This is a genomic window from Streptomyces sp. ICBB 8177 (genome assembly GCF_003144095.1).
In the GTDB taxonomy this organism is placed as follows: domain Bacteria; phylum Actinomycetota; class Actinomycetes; order Streptomycetales; family Streptomycetaceae; genus Streptantibioticus_D.
On record NZ_NSKH01000018.1, the window covers coordinates 1112148 to 1133828 of the forward strand.

Genomic DNA, 21681 nt, shown 5'->3' on the forward strand with positions numbered 1-21681 from the left:
CTCAGCCGTGACCCGCCGCCGACGGGCGCGGGCTTCGGCTCAGGCCACCGCCGCCGCGCCCGCCGTGCAGGTCGCGTCGTCCGAGGCGCACACGACCTGCCCGTAGCGGCCCAGCGCTATGCGGGTGAAGTTCTTCAGGCTCTCGGTGCCGGAGGCGAAGTAGCCGGTGTGCTGCTGCGCCCCGGCGGCCGAGACCACCCGCGCGCCGAACGACGGCGAGACCGGGTCGGGGCCGTGGCCGAGCCCGCCGACCTCGACGTAGGGCACGTCCTGGATCCAGTCGGTGGCGTCCCGCGCCGCCCACACCCGCGCGTCGGTGTGCAGGCCCGCCACGTTCTGGGCGCGCATGCCGGGGGAGCCGTAGACCGCGATGTCGGTGACCTTGTGCTGCGGCAGCCGCCCCGCGCCGACCCCGCACAGCACCGAGCCGTAGGAGTGGCAGAACAACTGCACGCTGGTGGTCGCGGGCAGGGCGCGCACCATCGCGTTGAGCCGGACCGCGCCGGCCTCGGCCATCGTGCCGGTGGAGGCGTCCAGGCCCAGGCCGTCCGGCGTGGTGTAGTCGGCCCAGGCGATCACCGCGTAGTGACCGGCCGGGTCGGCGGCGCGCTCGGAGTCGTACAGCGCCTCGGCCATGCCGTCCGGCGCGGAGTACGGCTTGCTGGTCTTCTCGAAGGTCAGGATGTCGGTGTCGACGCCCGGCACCACGACCGCGGTGCGCCGCGCGGTCGCGAGGTCGCCGAAGACCTCCGCGACGCGGCCCTGCCCGGTCGGGTCGAAGGCCAGGATCTGGCGGCCGGGGGCGCGCAGCGAACCGTAGCGGTGCGCGAGCTGGAGCGCCTCCGAGCGGCCGTCCGGGGTCAGGTCCTCGGCGTGCGAGCGCTTGATCTCCGCCGCCTGCTGCTGGCCGAGGGCGAGCCGGTTGGCCGCGTAGCGCAGCGGGATCGGTGCGCCGTTGAGGTTGCCGACGACCAGCGGGTAGCGGTCGGCCAGCCTCTCGCGCTGCGCGGCGGTCAGCGAGGCGAAGAACCGTGTGACGGTCCTGGCGCTCGCCGAGTCCGGGTTCGGCAGGTGGCGGCCGGCCACAGAGCCGTGCAGCCAGGCCGAGACGGCGGCGGCGCGCGGGTCCTGGGCGGGCTTTTGATGGCGCATCGCGGTCCAGCCACTGGTCGACAGCAGCACGAAGACGACCATGATGGCCAGCGCCGCGCGCCCCGGCGAGCTCAGGTCCTGCACGATCACGCGCAGCCAGGCCCAGCCGAGGGAGCGGGAGGAAGTGGGGGGAGCGCCGACGCGCTCGTCGAAGACATTCACCGCGGGCCACCATAGGAGACTTTCCGCGGCGTTCGTGAATCCGGTGACGTACGTCACGTTTGAAGTGGTCTCAAATGGTCGTTTCCGACACGAAACAGCCGCTGACCGAACGTAAGGCGACGGTGTGTCAGGCGTGATGCATCAGGGACACGCCAATGACGTCCCGGTGTTGAGCGGCGCACACGAACGGCGGCGGCCCGCACCCGGGAAACCGGGTGCGGGCCGCCGCCGTTCGAGGCGACGCCCGAGCGCGTGCGTCAGGCGTCGCCGCCCGCCGCGCCGGGGTCGGCCGCCGCCACGTCCAGCAGCTGGTAGCGCTCGATCGCCTGCTTCGGCGCGGAGCGGTCGACCTTGCCCTCCTTGGCCAGCTCGGTCAGGACCGCCAGCACCACCGACTGCGCGTCGATGTGGAAGAAGCGCCGTGCCGCGCCGCGGGTGTCGGCGAAGCCGAAGCCGTCCGCGCCCAGCGACTGCCAGGTGCCCGGCACCCAGCGGGCGATCTGGTCCGGCACCGCCCGCATCCAGTCGGAGACCGCCACGAACGGCCCCTGCGCGCTCTGGAGCTTGCTGGTGACGTACGGCACGCGCTGCTCCTCCTCCGGGTGCAGCAGGTTGTGCTCCTCCACGGCGACGGCGTCACGCCGCAGCTCGTTCCAGGAGGTCGCCGACCACACGTCGGCGCGCACGTCCCACTCCTCGGCGAGGATGCGCTGGGCCTCGACCGCCCACGGCACGGCCACGCCGGAGGCCAGGATCTGCGCCGGGACCGAGCCCTTCTCGCCCGCCTTGTAGCGGTACAGGCCCTTGAGGATGCCCTCGGCGTCCACGTTCTCCGGCTCGGCCGGGTGCTGGATCGGCTCGTTGTAGACCGTCAGGTAGTAGAAGACGTCCTCGCCGGCCTTGCCGTCGGCGGTCGGGCCGTACATCCGGCGCAGACCGTCCTGGACGATGTGCGCGATCTCGAACCCGAACGCCGGGTCGTAGGCGACGCACGCCGGGTTGGTGGACGCCAGCAGCTGCGAGTGGCCGTCGGCGTGCTGGAGGCCCTCACCGGTCAGCGTGGTGCGCCCGGCGGTGGCGCCCAGCACGAAACCGCGGGCGAGCTGGTCGGCCATCTGCCAGAACTGGTCGCCGGTGCGCTGGAAGCCGAACATCGAGTAGAAGACGTAGACCGGGATCAGCGGCTCGCCATGCGTGGCGTAGGCCGAGCCCGCCGCGATCAGCGAGGCGGTGCAGCCCGCCTCGGTGATGCCGTCGTGCAGCATCTGGCCGCTCGGCGACTCCTTGTACGCCAGCAGCAGTTCGCGGTCGACCGACTCGTAGGTCTGGCCCTGCGGGTTGTAGATCTTGGCGGACGGGAAGAGCGAGTCCATGCCGAAGGTGCGGTACTCGTCCGGCGCGATCGGCACGAAGCGCTTGCCGATCTCCTTGTCCCGCATCAGGTCCTTCAGCAGCCGGACGAACGCCATGGTGGTGGCGATCGACTGCTGGCCGGAGCCCTTCTTGACGGCCGCGTAGGCCTTCTCGTCCGGGAGGGCGAGCGGCTTGGCGCGCACCACCCGGGTCGGCACGTAGCCACCGCAGGCCTTGCGGTGGTCGTGCATGTACTGGATCTCCTCCGAGTCGCGGCCCGGGTGGTAGTACGGCGGCGCGCCGGACTCCAGCTCCTTGTCGGCGATCGGCAGGTGCAGCCGGTCACGGAACCGCTTGAGGTCCTCGACCGTCAGCTTCTTCATCTGGTGGGTCGCGTTGCGGCCCTCGAAGTTCGGGCCCAGCGTCCAGCCCTTGATGGTCTGGGCGAGGATGACGGTCGGCTGGCCCTTGTGCTCCTTGGCCGCCGTGTACGCCGCGAAGATCTTGCGGTGGTCGTGGCCGCCGCGGCCGAGGTGCAGGATCTGCTCGTCGGTCATGCCCTCGACCATCTTGCGCAGCCGCTGGTCACTGCCGAAGAAGTGCTCGCGGATGTACGCGCCGGTCTCGGTGGCGTACGTCTGGAACTGGCCGTCCGGGGTGGTGTTGAGCTTGTTGACCAGCAGGCCGTCCCGGTCCTGGGCGAGCAGCGGGTCCCAGCTGCGGTCCCAGATGAGCTTGATCACGTTCCAGCCGGCGCCGCGGAACTGCGACTCCAGCTCCTGGATGATCTTGCCGTTGCCGCGGACCGGGCCGTCGAGGCGCTGGAGGTTGCAGTTGACCACGAAGGTCAGGTTGTCCAGGCCCTCGCGGGCGGCGAGCGAGAGCTGGCCGAGCGACTCCGGCTCGTCCATCTCGCCGTCGCCGAGGAACGCCCACACGTGGCTGTCGGAGGTGTCGGCGATGCCGCGGGCCTCCATGTAGCGGTTCATCCGCGCCTGGTAGATCGCGCCGAGCGGGCCGAGGCCCATCGAGACGGTCGGGAACTCCCAGAAGTCCGGCATCAGCCGGGGGTGCGGGTAGCTGGACAGGCCGTCGGGGGCCTTCGACTTCTCCTGGCGGAAGCCGTCGAGCTGCGCCTCGGTCAGCCGGTCGAGCAGGTAGGCGCGGGCGTAGATGCCGGGGGAGGCGTGGCCCTGGAAGAAGACCTGGTCACCGCCCTTGCCGTCGTCCTTGCCCCGGAAGAAGTGGTTGAAGCCGACGTCGTACAGCGACGCGGAGGAGGCGAAGGTGGCGATGTGGCCGCCCACGCCGATGCCGGGGCGCTGGGCGCGCGAGACCATGACGGCGGCGTTCCAGCGGGTCGCGTTGAGGACCTTGCGCTCGATCTCCTCGTTGCCGGGGAAGAACGGCTCGTCCTTGGTCGCGATGGTGTTGATGTAGTCCGTGCTGCGCATCTCGGGCACGGCGACCCGCTTCTCACGGGCGCGTTCGATGAGGCGGAGCATCAGGTAGCGGGCGCGCTCACGGCCGCGTTCGTCAATAGCCGCATCGAGCGAGTCGAGCCATTCCGCCGTCTCCTCGGGATCGAAATCCGGGACCTGGCTGGGAAGGCCGCCAATGATGATCGGGTTGCGATCGGATCCGGAAGCCACGCTGTTCCTTCGCTACTAGGTCTTGCTCTGCTGTGTCGCGCCGCCTCCATCGTGTACCGCGGCTGGAGATTCCGTCATCTCTACTGAGTGGTAACTACCACTGGCTGAGACACATCGAGCTGCGACGGTGTTCGGCCCCGGTTCAGCCGGGCCAAATCGCAACTCTACGCCCAGGCCGGAAGCGGTCGGACACCCGTATCGGAAGAGAACTTCCATTCGCTCGCGTGGGGCTCGCGCCGCCCTCGGCTCCCCGGGCCCGCCACCGCGCGACCGGGTCCGAATCCTTCGGCGGGTAGCGGCGCCGCAAATGGGTAAAATCGGCTGTGGCGCCCGTCATGGCCGAGTGTGCGTCTTGCGGCGACACGGCCCCAATAGTCACCGTTTCGGCGATCTCGGCAGCCGGGTACTTGCGCGATCCGCCCGGTCCGTGTGGACTACGGCCAACGCCTCGCGCACGTGCGGGGCAGCACACATCCCCAAGACAGGAGGCAATCCGTGAGCGCGACCGCGGACCACGCGGAGGAGACCAACCCGGCGAGCCGGTTGGGGTTCCAGCCCGGACAGGTGGTCCAGGAGTTCGGCTACGACGACGACGTCGATCACGATCTCCGTGAAGGTATCGAGGAGCTTACGGGTACGGAGCTCGCCGACGAGGACTACGAGGAGCTGCCGGACGCGGTGCTGCTGTGGTTCCGGGAGGAAGACGGTGACCTCACCGACGCCCTGGTGGACGCCACCCAGGCCGTCGACGACGGTTCGCCCATCTGGCTGCTGACGCCCAAGACCGGCCGCGACGGCTACGTCGAGCCCAGCGACATCGGCGAGGCCGCCACCACCGCAGGCCTCACCCAGACCCGCACCTTCAACGCGGGCAAGGACTGGTCGGGCAGCCGCCTGGTCACCCCGAAGACCGCCAAGGCCGGAAAGCGCTGAGCGGGCCGGAAGGCACCCGGAAGCGCTGAGAAGGCGCAGAGCGCCCCCCCTGGCGCCCGCCACGAGCCAGGCCACGACGACCCTCGCGCCCCCGCCGGCCCCCCGTGCCCGCGGGGGCGCGTCGCGAGGCCCCCCGCGCCCGCGGGGGCGGCACACCGCGGTGACAGACTGTCCCGCGACGTAACCGCCCTACCGAAGGGACGCGACCCCATGGCGATCGAGGTCGGCACCAAGGCTCCGGACTTCGCACTGCGCGACCAGCACGGCCAGACCGTCCGGCTCTCCGACTTCCGGGGAGACAAGAACGTCGTCCTGCTCTTCTACCCCTTCGCCTTCACCGGGGTGTGCACCGGCGAGCTGTGCGCCCTGCGCGACGAACTGCCGAAGTTCGTCAACGACTCCGTGCAGCTGCTCGCGGTCTCCAACGACTCACCGTTCAGCCTGCGGGTCTTCGCCGAGCGCGAGGGCCTGGAGTACCCGCTGCTGTCCGACTTCTGGCCGCACGGCGAGGCCAGCCGCGCCTACGGCGTCTTCGACGAGGAGAAGGGCTGCGCGGTGCGCGGCACCTTCATCATCGACACCGAGGGCGTGGTGCGCTGGACCGTGGTCAACGGCCTGCCGGACGCCCGTGACCTCGACGAGTACGTCAAGGCGCTCGCCGAGCTGTGACGCGCCGCCCCCGTGGCGCTTGGCTGCCGCGGTGGCGGGGAACCGGTCACTAGGATCGGTTCGTTGACCCGGCGGAAGCCGGTGAGCACGACCGACCGGCGACCACCACCGGTGACCACCGGTGACCACGCACCACGGGGGCACCGCACCAGACGTTCCCCCTTTAGACCTTGGAGGACTCGTGGGAGTCAGCCTCAGCAAGGGTGGCAACGTCTCGCTGACCAAGGAGGCGCCCAACCTCACCGCGGTCCAGGTCGGCCTGGGCTGGGACGCGCGCACCACCACCGGCGCCGACTTCGACCTCGACGCCAGCGCCCTGCTGACGAACCCGGAGGGCAAGGTCCTCAGCGACCAGCACTTCGTGTTCTTCAACAACCTCAAGAGCCCCGACGGCTCCGTCGAGCACACCGGGGACAACCTCACCGGTGAGGGCGAGGGCGACGACGAGGTGATCAACGTCGACCTGGCCTCGGTCCCGGCCGACGTCGCCAAGATCGTCTTCCCCGTCTCCATCTACGAGGCCGAGACCCGCCAGCAGAGCTTCGGCCAGGTCCGCAACGCCTACATCCGCGTGATCAACCGGGCCGACGGCAACGAGCTGGCGCGCTACGACCTGAGCGAGGACGCCTCGACCGAGACCGCGATGGTCTTCGGCGAGCTGTACCGCAACGGCGCGGAGTGGAAGTTCCGCGCCATCGGCCAGGGTTACGCCTCCGGCCTGCGCGGCATCGCCCAGGACTTCGGCGTCAACGTCTGACGCTCCTACGTCGACGTCTGACGCCCCGGCGCCGGCGCGCGCCCGGCGCCCCCGCACCACCCGCCCCGTACGCCCGGCGTCGCGTTCCCCAGCGGACGCGGCGCCGGGCGCGCTGGGGCGGTACGCACCACGCACGCATCACCGGGGAGGAAGCAACAACATGGGTGTCACGCTCGCCAAGGGGGGAAACGTCTCCCTCAGCAAGGCCGCGCCGAACCTCACGCAGGTCATGATCGGCCTCGGCTGGGAGGCCAGGTCCACCACCGGCGCCGACTTCGACCTGGACGCCAGCGCGCTGCTGTGCGCGAACGGCCGGGTGCTGGGCGACGAGTACTTCGTCTTCTACAACAACCTCAAGAGCCCGGACGGCTCGGTCGAGCACACCGGTGACGAACTCGTCGGTGGCACCGGCGGTGACGACGAGACCATCCTCGTCGACCTCTCCAAGGTCCCGCAGACCGTCGACAAGGTCGTCTTCCCGGTCTCCATCTACGAGGCGGAGAGCCGCTCCCAGACGTTCGGCCAGGTCAGCAACGCCTACATCCGGGTGGTCAACCAGGCCGACCAGTCGGAGCTGGCGCGCTACGACCTGAGCGAGGACGCCTCCAGCGAGACGGCGATGATCTTCGGTGAGCTGTACCGGTACGGCGGCGAGTGGAAGTTCCGTGCGGTGGGCCAGGGGTACGCGTCCGGACTGCGCGGCATCGCTCTAGACTTCGGGGTCAACGTTTCGTAAAACTGCGCGGACTGCACGCGCGGGGGACCCTCAAGGATTGGATCGAGTGTGCTAGTCCGTACCTTCGGCTGGTCAATGGTGATCACGGTCATCGGCCTCGCCTTCGCCGGGCTCGTCTGGGGGTGGTCGGGTCTTGCGGTCGTCGCGATCCTGTCCGTCCTGGAGATCTCCCTCTCCTTCGACAACGCGGTCATCAACGCCGGCATCCTGAGGAAGCTCAACGCCTTCTGGCAGCGGATCTTCCTCACGGTCGGCGTGCTGATCGCGGTGTTCGGCATGCGGCTGGTCTTCCCGGTCGCCATCGTCGCCATCACCGCGAAGATCAACCCGGTCGACGCGGTGAAGGTGGCGGTGAACGACCCGGACCGCTACCAGCACCTGGTCACCAACGCGCATCCGGCGATCGCCGCGTTCGGCGGGGTGTTCCTGCTGATGATCTTCCTCGACTTCATCCTCGAGGAGCGCGAGATCGCCTGGCTCGCCTGGCTGGAGCGGCCGTTGGCCAAGCTCGGCAAGCTGGACATGCTCTCGGTGGTCGTGGCGCTCGTCGCGCTGCTGGTCGCCGCGATGACGGTGGCCACCGCGGTCCCGCTGCACGGCGGTCACGGCACGGTCGACAAGACCGCCACCGTGCTGCTCGCCGGGGTCGCCGGAATGGTCGCCTACCTCGTGGTGGGCGGCATCTCCGGCTTCTTCGAGGAGCAGTTGGAGGACGAAGAGGAAGGCGAGGAGGGCGAGCAGGCCGACGGCGAGGAGGCCTCCGGCGAGACCGCCGGTGGGGCGGCCGGTGGGGTGGCCGTCAACTCGGCGCAGAAGTCCGGCACTTCCGCGCTCGGGCTGGTCGGCAAGGCCGCGTTCTTCATGTTCCTCTACCTGGAGGTCATCGACGCCTCGTTCTCCTTCGACGGTGTGATCGGGGCCTTCGCCATCACCAACCAGATCTTCCAGATGGCCCTGGGCCTGGGCATCGGCGCGCTCTACATCCGCTCGCTGACCGTCTTCCTGGTCCGCAAGGGCACCCTGGACGACTACGTCTACCTGGAGCACGGCGCCCACTACGCGATCGGAGCGCTGGCGGTCATCCTGCTGGTCACCATCAAGTACGAGATCAACGACGTGATCACCGGCCTCGTCGGTGTGGTACTGATCGGTGCGGCGTACCTGTCGTCGGTGGTGAGGAACCGCCGGCTCGGGGAAGGCTCCGGGGAGCCGGAGCAGCGGACGGAAGTCCCCTCAGGGGTCTGACCGTCGATCTGAACAGTACGCCCGGCCCTCCGCCCGATACGGCGCGCAGGGCCGGGCGCGTCTGGGGAGGGTGACATGGCCAAGGTGTGGGACTTCCTGCGAGGCGGTGCCTCGCAACCGCAGTTCGACATGGGCAACGCCCACACGGTCACGCTGACCAGACGCCGCCAGGTCGTCTCGCTCAACCACCAGGGATCGGCCTCCGGCAACCTGCGGGTCAACCTCACCTGGTCGATGCGCACCTCCGACATCAACGACCGCACCAGCGGCGGCTTTTTGACCCGTCCGCTCAACCTCTTCAAGCCGCAGCTGGTCCAGGCCCAGGGGCCCGCCATGGTCAACGTCGACCTCGACCTGGCCTGCATGTACGAGATGGCCGACGGCACCAAGGGCGTGGTCCAGCCGCTCGGCGACTTCCTGGGCAACTTCAACGAGCCGCCCTACATCCAGCTCAGCGGTGACGACCGGTTCGGCTCGGGCACGGGCGAGACGGTCTACATCAACCTGGACAAGAAGGAGAAGTTCGCCCGCCTGCTGGTCTTCGTCTACATCTACGACGGCACCCCCGCGTTCGACCGCACCCACGCCGTCGTCACGCTCTACCCCAGCAGCGGGCCGCGCATCGAGATCCCGCTCACCGAGCGTGCCCCGCAGGCCCGTTCCTGCGCGGTGGTGCTCATCGAGAACCGCAAGGGCGAGCTGACGGTGCGCCGCGAGGTGAAGTACGTCTACGGCTTCCAGTCGGAGCTGGACCGGCTCTACGGCTGGGGCCTGCAGTGGGGCCGCGGCTACAAGACCAAGGCCTGACCGGCCCGTTCACCGCGGGCCCCGGCGGCCCGCTCAGCGCCGCCGCTGGAACTGTGGCCCCTGCGGCGGCAACGTGATCGCGGGCGGCGGCGCCTGCTGCGGGTATCCGTAGGCGGGGTGCGGCGGGTAGCCGTAACCGGTGGCGGGCTGCGCCGGCGCTGCGGCGGGCGGGGGCGGCGGATAGCCGTACGACGGCGGCACGGTGGGCGGCGGCGCGACGGTCGCCGCGGCGTCGGGCTGCGGCGCGGGCGGTACGGGCACGGAGGCGGGCGGCGGGCTCGCGGGCGCGGGCGGGGCCTGCGGCGCCTGTGGGGCGGGCGTGTCGGGGACGGTCAGGCCGTCCGGGCCGCCCGGGGCCGCCTCGGCCTCCCCCTCGTCGTCCTCCACCACGATGCCGAACTCCGTGGCCAGGCCCAGCAGTCCGGAGGCGTACCCCTGGCCCAGCGCGCGGAACTTCCAGCCCTCGTCCCTGCGGTACAGCTCGCCGCAGATCAGCGCCGTCTCCTCACCGGTGTCGGGCCGCACGTCGAAAACCGCGACCGGCTCCGCGCCCTCGCCCGCCGCCGCGTCGTACACCATCAGCCGCAGGTCGTGGACGGCCTCGAAGGTGCCGCCGTCGGCCGAGGCGGCCAGCACGATCCGGCGCACCGCGGGCTCCATCGGCGCCAGGTCCACCTCGATGCCGTCGGTCAGCCCGTCCTCGTCCTGCCGCTTGGCGCGGTGCCTGACCAGGCCGCAGGGGTGGGTGGGCTGGTTGTAGAAGACGAAGTCGGCGTCCGAGCGCACCCGGCCGTCCTCGCCCAGCAGCAGCGCCGACGCGTCGATGTCGGGCACCTCCGCGCCCGGTGACCAGCTCAGCACGGTGCGCACCGAGCCCGCCTCCAGCGGAATGTTGGACCCCTTGACCATCGCGTGCGTCATGGCGTTCATCCTGCCTCGTCACGGCCGACGGCACCAAGGCAGGGGGGCATGCGGGACGGCCGGAGGGCGTTTCCCCGGGCTCAGGTGGTTACGCGGATTTCACCTGTGATGGTAAAGACTGCCCCATAGAAATGCGTACGATAATCGGCCACGAGCGGCTCGGGGAGGGGCCTGCGCCAGGGCCCGGCAGGGGCTCAGCACGCGGTGCGAGCGCCGCCAGATCACCCACGGGGAGCTGTATGCACCACTTCGGACACCTCGCGCCCCAGGTGCGCGGCGAGCTGTTCCACCGGGAGCCCGCCGCGTTCAGCGCCTCCTCCCCGCTGCCGGTGCTGGCCGCCGCGCTCGGCGCCACGCTCTACAGCCCGGCCACCCGCCCGCGCCTCGCCGACGACGTGCGCAAGCAGACCGCCCGCGGTGTGGTGTCCATGGTGCTGTGCCTGGAGGACGCCATCGACGACGCCGAGGTGGGCGCGGCCGAGGACAACCTCGTGGCCCAGCTGACCCGGCTGGCCACGGAGGGTGCCGGGGGCGACGGCGACGGCCTGCCGCTGCTGTTCGTGCGGGTCCGCACCCCCGGCCAGATCACCGCGCTCACCCGGCGGCTCGGCCCGGCCGTGCGCGTGCTGTCCGGCTTCGTGCTGCCGAAGTTCACGGAGGAGACCGGCGTCCCGTTCCTCGAATCGCTCGCCGGGGCCGAAGAGGTTTGCGGGCAGCGGCTGCTGGCGATGCCCGTACTGGAGTCCGCCGCGCTGCTGTACGCCGAGACCCGCGAGGAGACCCTGCGCGGCATCGCCCGCACCGTGGAGAAGTACCGCGACCGCGTGCTCGCGCTGCGGCTCGGCGTCACCGACTTCTGCTCGGCCTACGGACTGCGCCGGGCGCCCGACATGACCGCGTACGACGTCGGCATCGTCGCCTCCGTCATCGCCGACGTCGTCAACGTCCTCGGCCGCGCGGATGGCACCGGCTTCACCGTGACCGGGCCGGTGTGGGAGTACTTCCCGCGCCAGGAGCGGATGTTCAAACCGCAGCTGCGCCGCACCCCCTTCACCCCCGGCGCCGAACGGCTGCGCTCCGCGCTCATCGAGCACGACCTCGACGGCCTGCTGCGCGAGGTCGAACTCGACCGTGCCAACGGCCTGCTGGGCAAGACCTGCATCCACCCCGCGCACGTCGCCCCCGTCCACGCCCTGTCCGTCGTCACCCACGAGGAGTTCAGCGACGCCGCCGACATCCTGCGCGAGGAGCGCGGCCGGGGAGGGGTGCTGCGCTCCGCCTACACCAACAAGATGAACGAGGTGAAGCCGCACCGTGCCTGGGCGGAACGCACCATGCGCCGCGCCCACGTCTTCGGAGTGGCCCGCGAGGACGTCACCTTCGTGGAACTGCTGGCCGCCGCCGTCCACGCCGCCTAGCCGCGCCCCCCACAGCAACCCCGCAACCCGCAGCCTTACAGGAGCACTTCGCCGATGACGACGACCGTGACGCCCCCCGCCGAATGGAGCGGCCGGTGGACCGCCGGACGGCTCGGGGTCGCCCTGGACGGCCCGCCCGAGCTGTACGGGCTGCTGGGCCTGGCCGTGCGCGACAACCCCAAACGGGCCCACCTGCTGGTCTCCACCGTGCTCGGCAAGCACGTGCCGCAGCGGCCCGGCGTGGTGCACGGCGCCGGCCTGCGGCTGGGCCGCCGGGTGCGCGAGCTGATCGGCGAGGACGCCCGCCCGGTCGTCCTCGGCTACGCGGAGACCGCGACCGCGCTCGGCCACAGCGTCGCCGACGGCCTGGGCGACGCGACGTACCTGCACTCCACCCGCCGCCCGGTGCCCGGCGTGCAGCCCGCGGGGCGGTTCACCGAGTCCCACAGCCACGCCACGGATCACCTGCTGCTCCCCGGCGATCCGGAACTCCTGACGGGGGCCGGGCCGTTGGTACTGGTCGATGACGAGTTCTCGACCGGCCGGACCGTGCTGGGCACGGTGACCGCGCTGCACGCGCTGCGCCCGCGCGACCACTACGTGGTGGTCGCGCTCGTCGACATGCGCACCGCCGCCGACCGCGAGCGGCTCGCGGCGCACGCGGCCGGGCTCGGCGCGCGGGTCGACGTGGTGGCGCTCGCCTCCGGGACGGTGCGGCTGCCGCAGGACGTACTGGAACGCGGGCGCGAACTGGTCGCGCGGCAGCGCGCTCTCGACGCCGGCGGGCACGACCTCGCCCGCGGCGGCGCGGGCGCGTCCGCGGGCGACGGGGGCCACGGGGCCGTGCGCGTCGCGCTGGAGTGGCCCGCCGGGGTGCCGGACGGCGGGCGGCACGGCTTCACCCCGGCCCACCGCGAGCGCCTGACGGCCGCGCTGCCCGGCATGGCGGAACGTATCCGCGCCGCCCTGCCGCCGCACGCCCGCCGCGTCCTGGTGCTCGGCACCGAGGAGCTGATGTACGCGCCGCTGCGGATCGCCGCCGAACTCGACCGCGACGACGCCTTCGAGGTGCGGTACTCCACCACCACCCGCTCGCCCGTGCTCGCGGTCGACGACCCCGGCTACCCCATCCGCACCGCCCTGGCCTTCCCCGCCCACGACGACCCCGACGACGGTCCCGGCCCCCGCTACGCCTACAACGTCGCCCCCGGCGCCGACCCCGCGCGCCGCTTCGACGCGATCGTCGCGGTCACCGACTCCGCGGGCGACACACCCGCGCTGCACGCCCCCGGCGGCCTGCTCACCCGGCTCGCCGCCCACACGGACCGGCTGCTGCTCGCCGTCGTGCCGTCGTACACCCCCGAACGACAGGTCGATACCCGTCATGCTTCCTGACCCGCTGCGCGGTCCCGCGTTCTCCAGCTACGCCCCCGACGAGGTCGGCTGGCTGCTGAAGGACCTCTCCGGCGTCCGCCTTGAGGCCCCGATCGAGGAACGCGAGGAGGCGGTGCAGAACGGCGGCGCCCACTACGCCGAGTCGCTGCCCGTCGAGTACCAGCCGACCGCCGAGTACCAGGCGCTCTTTCGCTCCGCCCTCGACGCCTCCGCGCGGCGCGTCGCCCACGCGGTCGCCGTCGTCACCGAGACCGTGCTCGCCGAACGCGGCCCGGCCCCGGTGCTGGTCTCCCTGGCCCGCGCCGGCACCCCCGTCGGCATCCTGATGCGCCGCTGGGCCCGCCACGCCCATGACCTGGACCTGCCGCACTACACGATCTCCATCGTGCGCGGCCGGGGCATCGACACCAGCGCGCTGCGCTGGCTCGCCGCCCACCACGACCCGGCCTGCGTCGTCTTCGTCGACGGCTGGACCGGCAAGGGCGCCATCACCCGCGAACTGGCCGCCGCCGTCCGCCCGTTCGACGGCTTCGACCCGCGCATCGCGGTGCTCGCCGACCCCGGCGGCTGCGTGGAGACCTTCGGCACCCGCGACGACTTCCTCGTCCCGTCCGCCTGCCTGAACTCCACCGTCTCCGGGCTGGTCTCCCGCACCGTGCTGCGCGACGACCTGATCGGCCCCGACGACTTCCACGGCGCCAAGTTCTACCGCGACCTGGCCGCATCCGATGTCTCCGCGCACTTCCTCGACACCGTCACCGCCCGCTTCGCCGACGTCCCCACGTCCGTCGCCGCCCCGCGCGAGGCCGACCGCACGCCCACCTGGGCGGGCTGGGAGGCGGTGACCCGGGTCAGCGAGGCGTACGGCATCGGCGACGTCAACCTGGTCAAGCCCGGCGTCGGCGAGACCACCCGGGTGCTGCTGCGCCGGGTGCCGTGGCGGGTGCTGGCCCGGCGCGGCGCGGGCCCTGACCTGGACCACGTACGGCTGCTGGCCGCGCAGCGCGGCGTTCCCGTGGAGGAGGTGGACGAACTGCCCTACCTGTGCGTCGGGTTGATCCACCCCCGCTACACCAGGGGCGCCACCGGCGCCGACGGCCGTGCGGTGGTGAGCGCGTGAACACCCCGCAGCCCGCCCCCGGCGCCCCCTCCCCGTCGGCCGCGAGGTCGACGGTCATCGCCACCGACCTCGACCGCACCCTGATCTACTCCACCGCCGCCCTCGCCCTCGGCATGCCCGACGAGCAGGCGCCGCGGCTGCTGTGCGTCGAGGTCTACAACGGCAGACCCCTGTCCTTCCTCACCGAACGCGCCGCCGAACTCGTCCAACAGCTCGCCACGCGCGCCGAGTTGGTGCCCGTCACCACCCGCACCCGCGCCCAGTACCACCGCGTCCACCTGCCCGGCCCGCCCCCCAGGTACGCCATCTGCGCCAACGGCGGACACATCCTGATCGACGGCAGGACCGACCGCGACTGGCACGACGAGGTCCGCCGCACCCTCGCCGACGGCTGCGCGCCGCTGGCCGAGGTGCTCGACCACCTCGTCGCCGCCGCCGACCCCGCCTGGCTGCGCACCGCCCGGGTCGCCGAGGACCTGTTCGCCTACCTGGTGGTGGAACGCGCCGGGGTGCCGGAGGGCTGGCTGAAGGAACTCCAGGCGTGGACCGCGGAACGCGGCTGGACCGCCTCCCTCCAGGGCCGCAAGGTCTACGCGGTACCCCGGCCGCTGACCAAGAGCGCGGCGCTGGCCGAGGTCGTGCGCCGCACCGGCGCCGACCGCGTGCTGGCCGCCGGCGACTCGCTGCTCGACACCGACCTGCTGCTCGCCGCCGACCGCGCCTGGCGGCCCGGCCACGGCGAACTCGCCGAGACCGGCTGGAGCGCGCCCAACGTCACCGCCCTTGACACCGTCGGCGTCGCGGCGGGCGAGGCGATCCTGCTGCGGATGAGCACGTGGACGGAGGCGACGAGCGTCGCGCAGAGGTGAGGCGGACGGTGGCTCCGTCGACCGGACGTCACCTCGTCAACGGGACACCACCCGCGAGCAGTTGGCCCGGGCCCGCTCCACCCGCCGGGCGTTGGGGCGTTCGCTGGAAGCGATGAACTCCAGCGCCTCGTCCCGGGACCGCCCGCCCCGCAGATGCCTGCGCAGCAGCCGCTCCTCGCGCACCTCGGGCGGCGCCTCGACGAACCACAGCGCGTCCAGCAGCTCGCGCACCCCGCGCCACCCCTCGCCGTCGTCCGCCAGGTAGTTGCCCTCGGTCACCACCAGCCGCGCGGTCGGCGGCACCACGATCCCCGCCGCCACCGGCTCGTCCAGCCGCCGGTCGAAGTCCGGCGCGTACACCGCCCGCCCGGTCTCGCTGCGCAGCCTGCGCAGCAACGCCACGTACCCGTCGACGTCGAAGGTCTCCGGCGCGCCCTTGCGCCCGCGCAGGCCCAGGCGGTCCAACTGCGCGTTGGACAGGTGGAACCCGTCCATCGGCACGTACGCCGCCGAGCCCGCGCCCAACCGCTGCTCCACCCCGTGCACCAGCCGCCTGGCGAGCGTCGACTTGCCCGCGGCGGGCGGCCCGGCCAGCCCCAGCAGCGCCCGCCGCCCCGCGGGGCCGGGGGCCAGGGCGGTGGCGTCGTCGATCAGGCCGCTGAGCATGCGCTCACCCTACGCAGCGGTGGCATGGCCGTAAACGGGTGGTGACGTGACCGTGGAGACCGTACCGTCCGCCGTTGCGCCGCCGCACGGTGCAGCGCGCACCGCAGCGTCGTGGCATCGTTCGTCGTCGTACCGCCCAGTCGTTTCGCCGGATTCCGCGAGGAGCACGCGTTGCCCGAGACCAAGAACCCTCCGCTCACCTCCGACCTGTACGCCTACCTGCTGGCCCACAACCCGCCGCTGGACACCGTGCAGCGCGAGCTGATCGACGCGACCCGCGCCCGGTTCGCCGACGACGCGGGGTTGCAGACCGCCGAGGAGCAGGGACCGCTGCTGGCCTTCCTGGTGCGGCTGACCGGCGCCCGCCGGATCGTCGAGGTCGGCACGTTCACCGGCTACTCGACGCTGTCGATGGCCCAGGCGCTGCCCGCCGACGGCCGGATCATCGCCTGCGACATCTCCGAGGAGTGGACGGCGCTCGGGCGCGAGGCGTGGGCCAAGGCGGGCGTCGCCGACCGCGTCGACCTGCGGATCGCGCCCGCCCTGGAGACGCTGCGCGCGCTGCCGGACGACGAGCCGTGGATCGACATGGCGTTCCTCGACGCCGACAAGGGCAACTACCTCGCGTACTGGGAGGAGTTGGTGCCCCGCACCCGGCCCGGCGGCCTGCTGGTCGTGGACAACACCCTCTTCCACGGCGGCGTCGTGGACCCCGCGGCGAGCGGCGGCGCGGCGGCCATCCGCGCCTTCAACGACCACGTGCTCACCGACGAGCGGGTGGAGGCCGTCCTGCTCAGTGTTGCGGACGGATTGACTTTGGCACGGCGGACGGGGCGTTGAGCTGACGCCGGGCGGCGGCGGCCCTGGCCGCCGCCGCCTCGCGCCGCGCCTGGTCGGGGTGGCGCTGCTGCCAGTACGGGTTGTCGTGCGGCAGATGGCTGTGCACCCGCCCGTACATCCCGAAGGTCATCAGGACCAGGCCGAAGACGAAGCTGAACAGCACGTTGGACATGTGGAACGCCAGGTAGTTGAGCCCGGTGTCCAGCACGGCGAGGTTGACGAAGCCGCTCACGACGAACAGCACGCCGAGCGTCATGTTGAGGTTGGACGCCAGGTTGCCGCCGATCAGCATGCCCGCGAAGAGCACCGCGCCCACGATCATGGACAGCAGGCTCAGGGCGCCGTTGGAACTCAGGCCCGCCACGCCATCGCCGTGGGTGGAGAAGAACCCCACGCGGCCGATGAACCCGAAGACGCCGAACACGACCAGGACGAGGCCCATGAGCCCGGCGCCGATCCGGTAGACCTTGCTGAGGCGGTGGTCGATGGGCAGGTGTTCGTCGAGTCTCATGCCGCCCTCCTCGACTGCGGCGTGCCCGCGCCTGCCGCGGTGCCTACGACCAGCATCCGCCTCGGCGGCGACCCGGGCCAGTCCTCGAAGGGGAGGAATCGTCCTCGACGGGGAGTAACCACCCTCCGCGGGGCATTCCCCACGGGGAGGAACGAGAGGTGTTCGGGCGATTCCGGCTCTGCGGTCCGGGCCGTCGCGCCCGCTCCCGCTGCCGGGCCCCCGGGCTCCCCGGCTGTCGCGTCAGCCGCAGCAGCCGCCCCCGCAGCAGCCGCCGCCCCCGCCGCCCTGCGGCGCGCTCGCGGCCCGGCCTGCGGACGCGGCACCGGTCACCGCCACGGTCGACAGCAGCTTGACGGTGTCGTCGTGCCCGTCCGGGCAGGCGGCGGGCGCGGACGACTCGGCCATCGGCCGGTTCAGCTCGAAGGTGGTGCCACAGGCGCGGCAGCGGTATTCGTAACGAGGCATGGCGGCAGGATAGCGGCCGCAGGCCCGCTTCAGGGGGCGGTCCGAGAGGCCGCGGCGCAGGTCAGCGGTGGGCCGCGCGGCCGCCGCGGATGTCGGCCACGACGCGTTCCACGGTCTGGCGGATCGCGGCGGTCTCGGTCAGGAACGCCCAGTAGTCCGGATGCCGTCCGGTCAGCGCGGCCACCGCCGCGTCCAGCCTGGTCACGGCCGCGTCCAGCGGGCCGGCGTGCCGGGGGTCGGGCGTCGTGCGCCCCTGCATGGCGAGCCGCTGCGCGTCGCGCACCGCGAACCGCGTCCGGTCGATCTCGGCCTGCGGGTCCTTGCTCACCTCCTTGAGCCTGCGCAGCCGGTCCCCGGCCGCCGAGACGGCCGCGTCGGTCTCGCTCAGCAGCTCGCGCACGGCGGTCAGCCCCGCGGTGGCGTCCGCCCAGCGCTGCTCGTCCCGCGCGGTCTGCGCCTCCCGCAGCCGCCGCTCGGCCTGCGCCGCCGCGGCCGCCGCCTGCTCCGGCACCCGTTGCAGATCCTGCCAGCACGCGGCGCTGAACCCGCGGCGCAGCTCGCTCAGCGTCGGCTCGACCTGGGCCGCGCGGGTGGTGATCGCCTGGACCCGGGTGCGCAGGCTGACCAGGCGGTTGTCGATCTCCTTGGCCCGCTGCGGCAGCCGCTCCGCCTCCGCGCGGATCTCCTCGGCCGCGCGGCGCACCTCGTCGGCCCGGCCGATCGTCTCCTGTACGCCGTGGGCGCTCGCCCCCTGGTTGAGCTTGGTCAGCTCGGGTCCGAGCGCGGCGAGGCGGGCGGCGAGGTCGTCCGCGCGCAGCCCCCCACCGCGAACGGTGTCCAGCGCCTGGGTGGCGGCCAGCAGCGACTGCTTGGCCTGCGCCACGGCGGGCGCGAGCCGGGCCAGCTCGGTCGCGGCGCGGGCCTGCAACGGTTCCAGGCCGCGCCCGAAGCGGTCGAGGTCCGCCCTGACCTTGAGGATCTCGTCCTTGGCCAGGGTGAAGGCGTTGCGGGCGCGGGTGGCGGAGGCCAGGTCGAGGTCGACCGCGTCGAGGTCGTGCTCGTCGACGGTGGCGATGTAGCGGGCGCTGACCTCGTCGACGCGGTGGCCCAGCGCCTGGAAGTCCGCCGCCGCCTTGCGGCCCGCGGGGGAGCGGTCGGCGGCCGTGATGGTCTCGATCGAGATGGCCAGGTCGCGTTGGGCGGTGTCCAGCTCGTAGAAGGCCTCGGCGGCGGCTTCCTTGGCGGCCTGCGCCCCCGCGCGGTGATCGTCCCCACGCCGCCACCACGAACGTGCCGTCGTCACATCCCTCTCCCGCTGGTCCGCCACGGTACTGGCGTCCATCCTCGCACCTGGCCCGCCCGAACACAGCGGCCGGGTGCGAGGCCGCGGGAGGTCAGGAGGCGGTGCGCACGGTGATCGACCCGTTGGAGCTGTGCGCGGTGACGACGTGGCCGCTGGAGGAGTCCTGTGGGACGCTCACGCTCGCGTGGCCGTTGTCGCTGGTCGCGGTGACGGCGTAGGAGGCGCGCGGCAGGCCGATGGTGACCGGGCCGTCGGAGGTGGAGGTGCTGACCCGGTCGGGCACGGCGGCGAAGTCGATGCGGACCTGGCCGTTGGACGTCCCCGCGCGCACCTGTTTCGAACGGACACCGGAGGCGACGATCCGCCCGTTGCCGCTGTCGAGGGTGAGCGTGCCGGTGGAGCCGCTGACGTCGACGGCGCCGTTGCCGGAGGTGATGCACAGCGGCCGGCTGAAGCCGGAGGCGGTGACGGCCCCGTTGCCGTCCTTGACGGTGACGGCGACGCCGCGCGGGACCAGGATCTGGTGGCGCACCGAGCAGTCGGCGACGATCCCGGAGCAGTGCAGCCGCAGGCGCAGGGTGGAACCGTCCATCGCCCAGGAGACGCTGGGCTTGCTCCCGACCAGCGTGTGCGCCGAGAACCACCGCGTGACCTGCACGTCCTTGACGTCGGCGGGCCGCACGTCCAGGGCGCTGTCGTCGCTGTCGATGGTCAGCGAGGTCCCGGCGAGCGCGAAGTCCTTGTGCTGGGGGTCGCTGTCACCGGAGGAACTCGAACACCCCGACACGGCGAGCGCGGCGCAGGTCGCCAGAGCGAGGAGCCCGGCGGCGTGGGCGCGGTTGCGCGTAGGCGTACGGACGGCAAGGACACGGGGCGAGGCGGACACGCGAACTCCCTGGCTGGTCACCGAAGAATGCCGCCAACGCTACGGATCCGGTGGCTGGGCGGTAAGCCGGTCGCCCCCCGGGGAGGGGGTGGGGGTAACCCGAGGGTCCCGGCTCTCGGGCGCGAGGGTGGTGGGCGCGGGGTCGTCGGGCCTTTCGGCGCTGGGGTCGTCGGGTCCCGGGGCGGAGCAGCGGCGGCGGGCTCATGGGCCGGAGAGGCGGGGCCGCCGCGGCCGTGAATTTGTCCCGGGCGCCCCGTGGCAGGGTAACCTGTCGTCTCCCGCATCCTGCGTGGTGCACGAGGGCGCATAGCTCAGCGGTAGAGCGCTGCTCTTACAAAGCAGATGTCACAGGTTCGAATCCTGTTGTGCCCACCAGGGAAAACGCCCCCGTAGCCAAGCGCTACGGGGGCGTTGACGGTAGGACTTGACGGCAACCGGGGTCAGCCCGGGTGCTTGCGCCGCTTGAGCAACCTGTCTATGTGCCCCATCGCCTCGCGGCGGGTGCTGTCCGACACGTGGGTGTAGACGTTCATGGTCACCGCGATCTGCGAGTGCCCGAGGATCTCCATGACCACCCTGGCCGGCACGCCTGCGGCGAACAGCAGCGTCGCGCACCCGTGCCTCGCGTCGTGCAGGCGGATTCTCGGCAGACCCGCGGCGGCCGAGATCCGTTCGAAGGACCGGCTGATGTTCCGAGGTTCGACGGGTCGACCGGTCCGTGTCGTGAAGACGTGACCGCTGTGCTGCCAGCCTTCACCGGCCAAGACCTGCTGTTCTCGTTGCCGCAGACGCTGCCAGCGCAAGGGCGCGATGCACATGGCCGGCAACGGAATCGACCGGGCACGCCGATTCTTGGTGTTGTCCTCGTAGAGCTCCTTCTGCACACGCTGAACCTGGTTCCGTACCGTCAGCGTTCGGTGCTCCAGGTCGATGTCGCGCCACCGCAAGCCGAGAACCTCACCACGTCGCAGGCCGAGAGTAATGGCCAGCACGAATGCTGCGTACAGCGGATCTGTTCGCGAGGCTTCGAGGAACGTCAGAGTCTCGTCCAGACTCCACGGGTTCAACTCTCGCGGCTGGACGCGCGGCGCGGGGACCAGCTGCACGACGTTACGGCTGATCAGCTCCTCGCGGCACGCTGCCGTGAGGGCGCTCCTCAGCACCCGGTGTGACTCCTTGGCAGTGGCCGGGGACGCCTGGGCGGCAACCGACGCCAGCATCCGCCTTACGTCAGGGACTCCCAGCGACTCCAGGCGTTTCCCTCCCAACAGCGGGATCAGGTAACGCCTGACGTGCGTCTCGTACTTCGCGTACGTGGTCTTCTTCCGCTCTGGCTTGACGAACTCCGCAAGCCAATACGGGAGCCACTCCGAGAGCTTCGCCGAGCGCGTCGGAGTCGGGATGCTCAGGCGGTCGCGTCGGACCAATTCCTGACGCTTGGTGTCGCACTCCTCCCATGTAGAGCCGTAGACAGTCTTGCGCTTGCGTGTGCCGTCAGGCTGGGGGACATAGACGCGGGCCTCATAACGGCCGTCTTTGCGCTGCCAGATACTGCCGGCACCGTTCGGGTTCTTCTTCCGCGGTGGCATCAGGCGGCGTTCTCCTCGATCTGTCCTTGAATGAAGGCACGCAGGCTGTCAGGGGTCACCCGCCGTGCACGCCCGACGGTGAAGCTCGCCAACTGCCGGGATCGGATCAGGTCGTAGACCTTGCTCCGACTCAGGCGCAGGGCTGTCATGACTTCCGGCACGGTCAGGGCTTGGATCTCGGGGATACTCACGGGTCCTCGCTTCGAACAGTGCTGGTCCTGCCGAGCGTCGT

The 21681-nt window shown here is 71.7% G+C and carries 19 protein-coding genes, 1 tRNA gene and 1 pseudogene; 11 read left to right on the forward strand and 10 right to left on the reverse strand.

Annotated features, from left to right (window positions below):
• Positions 1 to 39: 39 nt before the first annotated feature.
• Together CK485_RS13410 and aceE are read right to left on the reverse strand one after the other, a co-directional pair.
• Positions 40 to 1314: an alpha/beta hydrolase gene (locus CK485_RS13410; protein WP_109450228.1), complete on the reverse strand. Its 1275-nt coding sequence runs from the start codon at positions 1312 to 1314 to the stop codon at positions 40 to 42.
• Positions 1315 to 1571: 257 nt separating this feature from the next.
• Complete coding sequence (gene aceE, locus CK485_RS13415; RefSeq protein ID WP_109450230.1) at positions 1572 to 4319, reverse strand: pyruvate dehydrogenase (acetyl-transferring), homodimeric type; 2748 nt, start codon at positions 4317 to 4319, stop codon at positions 1572 to 1574.
• Between the two features lie 495 nt (positions 4320 to 4814).
• Between aceE and CK485_RS13420 the strand changes: the two genes are divergently transcribed.
• From CK485_RS13420 to CK485_RS13445, 6 genes are all read left to right on the forward strand, one after another.
• Complete coding sequence (locus CK485_RS13420) at positions 4815 to 5252, forward strand: DUF3052 domain-containing protein (RefSeq protein ID WP_109450232.1); 438 nt, start codon at positions 4815 to 4817, stop codon at positions 5250 to 5252.
• A gap of 210 nt (positions 5253 to 5462) precedes the next feature.
• Complete coding sequence (locus CK485_RS13425) at positions 5463 to 5921, forward strand: peroxiredoxin (protein WP_109450234.1); 459 nt, start codon at positions 5463 to 5465, stop codon at positions 5919 to 5921.
• A gap of 181 nt (positions 5922 to 6102) precedes the next feature.
• The gene (locus CK485_RS13430; RefSeq protein ID WP_109450236.1) at positions 6103 to 6678 is read left to right on the forward strand and encodes a TerD family protein; all 576 of its coding nucleotides are present in this window, start codon (positions 6103 to 6105) and stop codon (positions 6676 to 6678) included.
• Positions 6679 to 6838: 160 nt separating this feature from the next.
• Positions 6839 to 7414 carry a TerD family protein gene (locus tag CK485_RS13435; protein ID WP_109450238.1) on the forward strand — a complete coding sequence of 192 codons (576 nt, stop codon included), beginning with the start codon at positions 6839 to 6841 and terminating at the stop codon, positions 7412 to 7414.
• A gap of 48 nt (positions 7415 to 7462) precedes the next feature.
• Positions 7463 to 8659, forward strand: a complete 1197-nt coding sequence (locus tag CK485_RS13440; protein ID WP_109450240.1) for a DUF475 domain-containing protein — start codon at positions 7463 to 7465, stop codon at positions 8657 to 8659.
• A gap of 75 nt (positions 8660 to 8734) precedes the next feature.
• The gene (locus CK485_RS13445; RefSeq protein WP_199239336.1) at positions 8735 to 9466 is read left to right on the forward strand and encodes a Tellurium resistance; all 732 of its coding nucleotides are present in this window, start codon (positions 8735 to 8737) and stop codon (positions 9464 to 9466) included.
• Between the two features lie 33 nt (positions 9467 to 9499).
• Here CK485_RS13445 and CK485_RS13450 read toward each other — a convergent pair whose 3' ends face one another.
• Complete coding sequence (locus tag CK485_RS13450; protein ID WP_109452925.1) at positions 9500 to 10387, reverse strand: TerD family protein; 888 nt, start codon at positions 10385 to 10387, stop codon at positions 9500 to 9502.
• 239 nt (positions 10388 to 10626) lie between these two features.
• On the opposite strand from CK485_RS13450, the gene CK485_RS13455 reads away from it, so the two are divergent.
• From CK485_RS13455 to CK485_RS13465, 3 genes and pseudogenes are all read left to right on the forward strand, one after another.
• The gene (locus tag CK485_RS13455) at positions 10627 to 11805 is read left to right on the forward strand and encodes an HpcH/HpaI aldolase/citrate lyase family protein (RefSeq protein WP_109450242.1); all 1179 of its coding nucleotides are present in this window, start codon (positions 10627 to 10629) and stop codon (positions 11803 to 11805) included.
• Positions 11806 to 11859: 54 nt separating this feature from the next.
• Positions 11860 to 14320, forward strand: a pseudogene (locus CK485_RS13460) (phosphoribosyltransferase).
• Complete coding sequence (locus tag CK485_RS13465) at positions 14317 to 15189, forward strand: HAD family hydrolase (RefSeq protein WP_109450244.1); 873 nt, start codon at positions 14317 to 14319, stop codon at positions 15187 to 15189. The pseudogene CK485_RS13460 and the gene CK485_RS13465 overlap by 4 nt, the downstream one beginning before the upstream one ends.
• 36 nt (positions 15190 to 15225) lie before the next feature.
• Here CK485_RS13465 and CK485_RS13470 read toward each other — a convergent pair whose 3' ends face one another.
• Positions 15226 to 15855: a nucleoside/nucleotide kinase family protein gene (locus CK485_RS13470; RefSeq protein ID WP_109450246.1), complete on the reverse strand. Its 630-nt coding sequence runs from the start codon at positions 15853 to 15855 to the stop codon at positions 15226 to 15228.
• 171 nt (positions 15856 to 16026) lie between these two features.
• Here CK485_RS13470 and CK485_RS13475 point away from each other — a divergent pair, with 171 nt between their 5' ends.
• On the forward strand, positions 16027 to 16695 hold the full coding sequence (locus tag CK485_RS13475) for an O-methyltransferase (protein ID WP_109450248.1): 669 nt from the start codon (positions 16027 to 16029) through the stop codon (positions 16693 to 16695).
• Here CK485_RS13475 and CK485_RS13480 read toward each other — a convergent pair.
• The 4 genes from CK485_RS13480 to CK485_RS13495 all read right to left on the reverse strand — a co-directional run bounded on the left by CK485_RS13480 (position 16649) and on the right by CK485_RS13495 (position 19860).
• Entirely contained in the window at positions 16649 to 17206 is a 558-nt protein-coding gene (locus CK485_RS13480; protein ID WP_109450250.1) for a DUF4383 domain-containing protein, read from the reverse strand. The two genes, CK485_RS13475 and CK485_RS13480, sit on opposite strands and share 47 nt — an antisense overlap.
• Positions 17207 to 17446: 240 nt before the next feature.
• Complete coding sequence (locus CK485_RS13485; protein ID WP_109450252.1) at positions 17447 to 17671, reverse strand: zinc ribbon domain-containing protein; 225 nt, start codon at positions 17669 to 17671, stop codon at positions 17447 to 17449.
• 61 nt (positions 17672 to 17732) lie between these two features.
• Positions 17733 to 19013, reverse strand: a complete 1281-nt coding sequence (locus tag CK485_RS13490) for a hypothetical protein (RefSeq protein WP_241968332.1) — start codon at positions 19011 to 19013, stop codon at positions 17733 to 17735.
• Positions 19014 to 19065: 52 nt separating this feature from the next.
• Positions 19066 to 19860, reverse strand: coding sequence for a DUF4097 family beta strand repeat-containing protein (locus CK485_RS13495; RefSeq protein WP_109450254.1), 795 nt, complete (start codon positions 19858 to 19860; stop codon positions 19066 to 19068).
• A 300-nt stretch (positions 19861 to 20160) separates the two neighbouring features.
• Between CK485_RS13495 and CK485_RS13500 the strand changes: the two genes are divergently transcribed.
• Positions 20161 to 20235: transfer RNA gene (locus tag CK485_RS13500), tRNA-Val, on the forward strand.
• Between the two features lie 65 nt (positions 20236 to 20300).
• Here CK485_RS13500 and CK485_RS13505 read toward each other — a convergent pair.
• A complete protein-coding gene (locus tag CK485_RS13505; protein ID WP_109450256.1) occupies positions 20301 to 21449 on the reverse strand; it encodes a site-specific integrase in 1149 nt (382 codons plus the stop codon).
• Positions 21449 to 21640 (reverse strand): helix-turn-helix domain-containing protein, encoded by a 192-nt coding sequence (locus CK485_RS13510; protein WP_275124618.1) that lies wholly within the window; start codon positions 21638 to 21640, stop codon positions 21449 to 21451. Before CK485_RS13510 ends, CK485_RS13505 begins: the two co-directional genes overlap by 1 nt.
• Positions 21641 to 21681 lie beyond the last annotated feature (41 nt).

What these genes read in the sequence shown, in the direction of transcription:
- CK485_RS13435 (WP_109450238.1), top strand. Translation starts at nt 6,839, where the DNA reads ATGGGTGTCACGCTCGCCAAGGGGGGAAACGTCTCCCTCAGCAAGGCC.
- CK485_RS13490 (WP_241968332.1), bottom strand. Translation starts at nt 19,013, where the DNA reads ATGGACGCCAGTACCGTGGCGGACCAGCGGGAGAGGGATGTGACGACG.
- CK485_RS13450 (WP_109452925.1), bottom strand. Translation starts at nt 10,387, where the DNA reads ATGACGCACGCGATGGTCAAGGGGTCCAACATTCCGCTGGAGGCGGGC.
- CK485_RS13480 (WP_109450250.1), bottom strand. Translation starts at nt 17,206, where the DNA reads ATGAGACTCGACGAACACCTGCCCATCGACCACCGCCTCAGCAAGGTC.
- CK485_RS13425 (WP_109450234.1), top strand. Translation starts at nt 5,463, where the DNA reads ATGGCGATCGAGGTCGGCACCAAGGCTCCGGACTTCGCACTGCGCGAC.
- CK485_RS13505 (WP_109450256.1), bottom strand. Translation starts at nt 21,449, where the DNA reads ATGCCACCGCGGAAGAAGAACCCGAACGGTGCCGGCAGTATCTGGCAG.
- CK485_RS13455 (WP_109450242.1), top strand. Translation starts at nt 10,627, where the DNA reads ATGCACCACTTCGGACACCTCGCGCCCCAGGTGCGCGGCGAGCTGTTC.
- CK485_RS13485 (WP_109450252.1), bottom strand. Translation starts at nt 17,671, where the DNA reads ATGCCTCGTTACGAATACCGCTGCCGCGCCTGTGGCACCACCTTCGAG.
- CK485_RS13470 (WP_109450246.1), bottom strand. Translation starts at nt 15,855, where the DNA reads ATGCTCAGCGGCCTGATCGACGACGCCACCGCCCTGGCCCCCGGCCCC.
- CK485_RS13445 (WP_199239336.1), top strand. Translation starts at nt 8,735, where the DNA reads ATGGCCAAGGTGTGGGACTTCCTGCGAGGCGGTGCCTCGCAACCGCAG.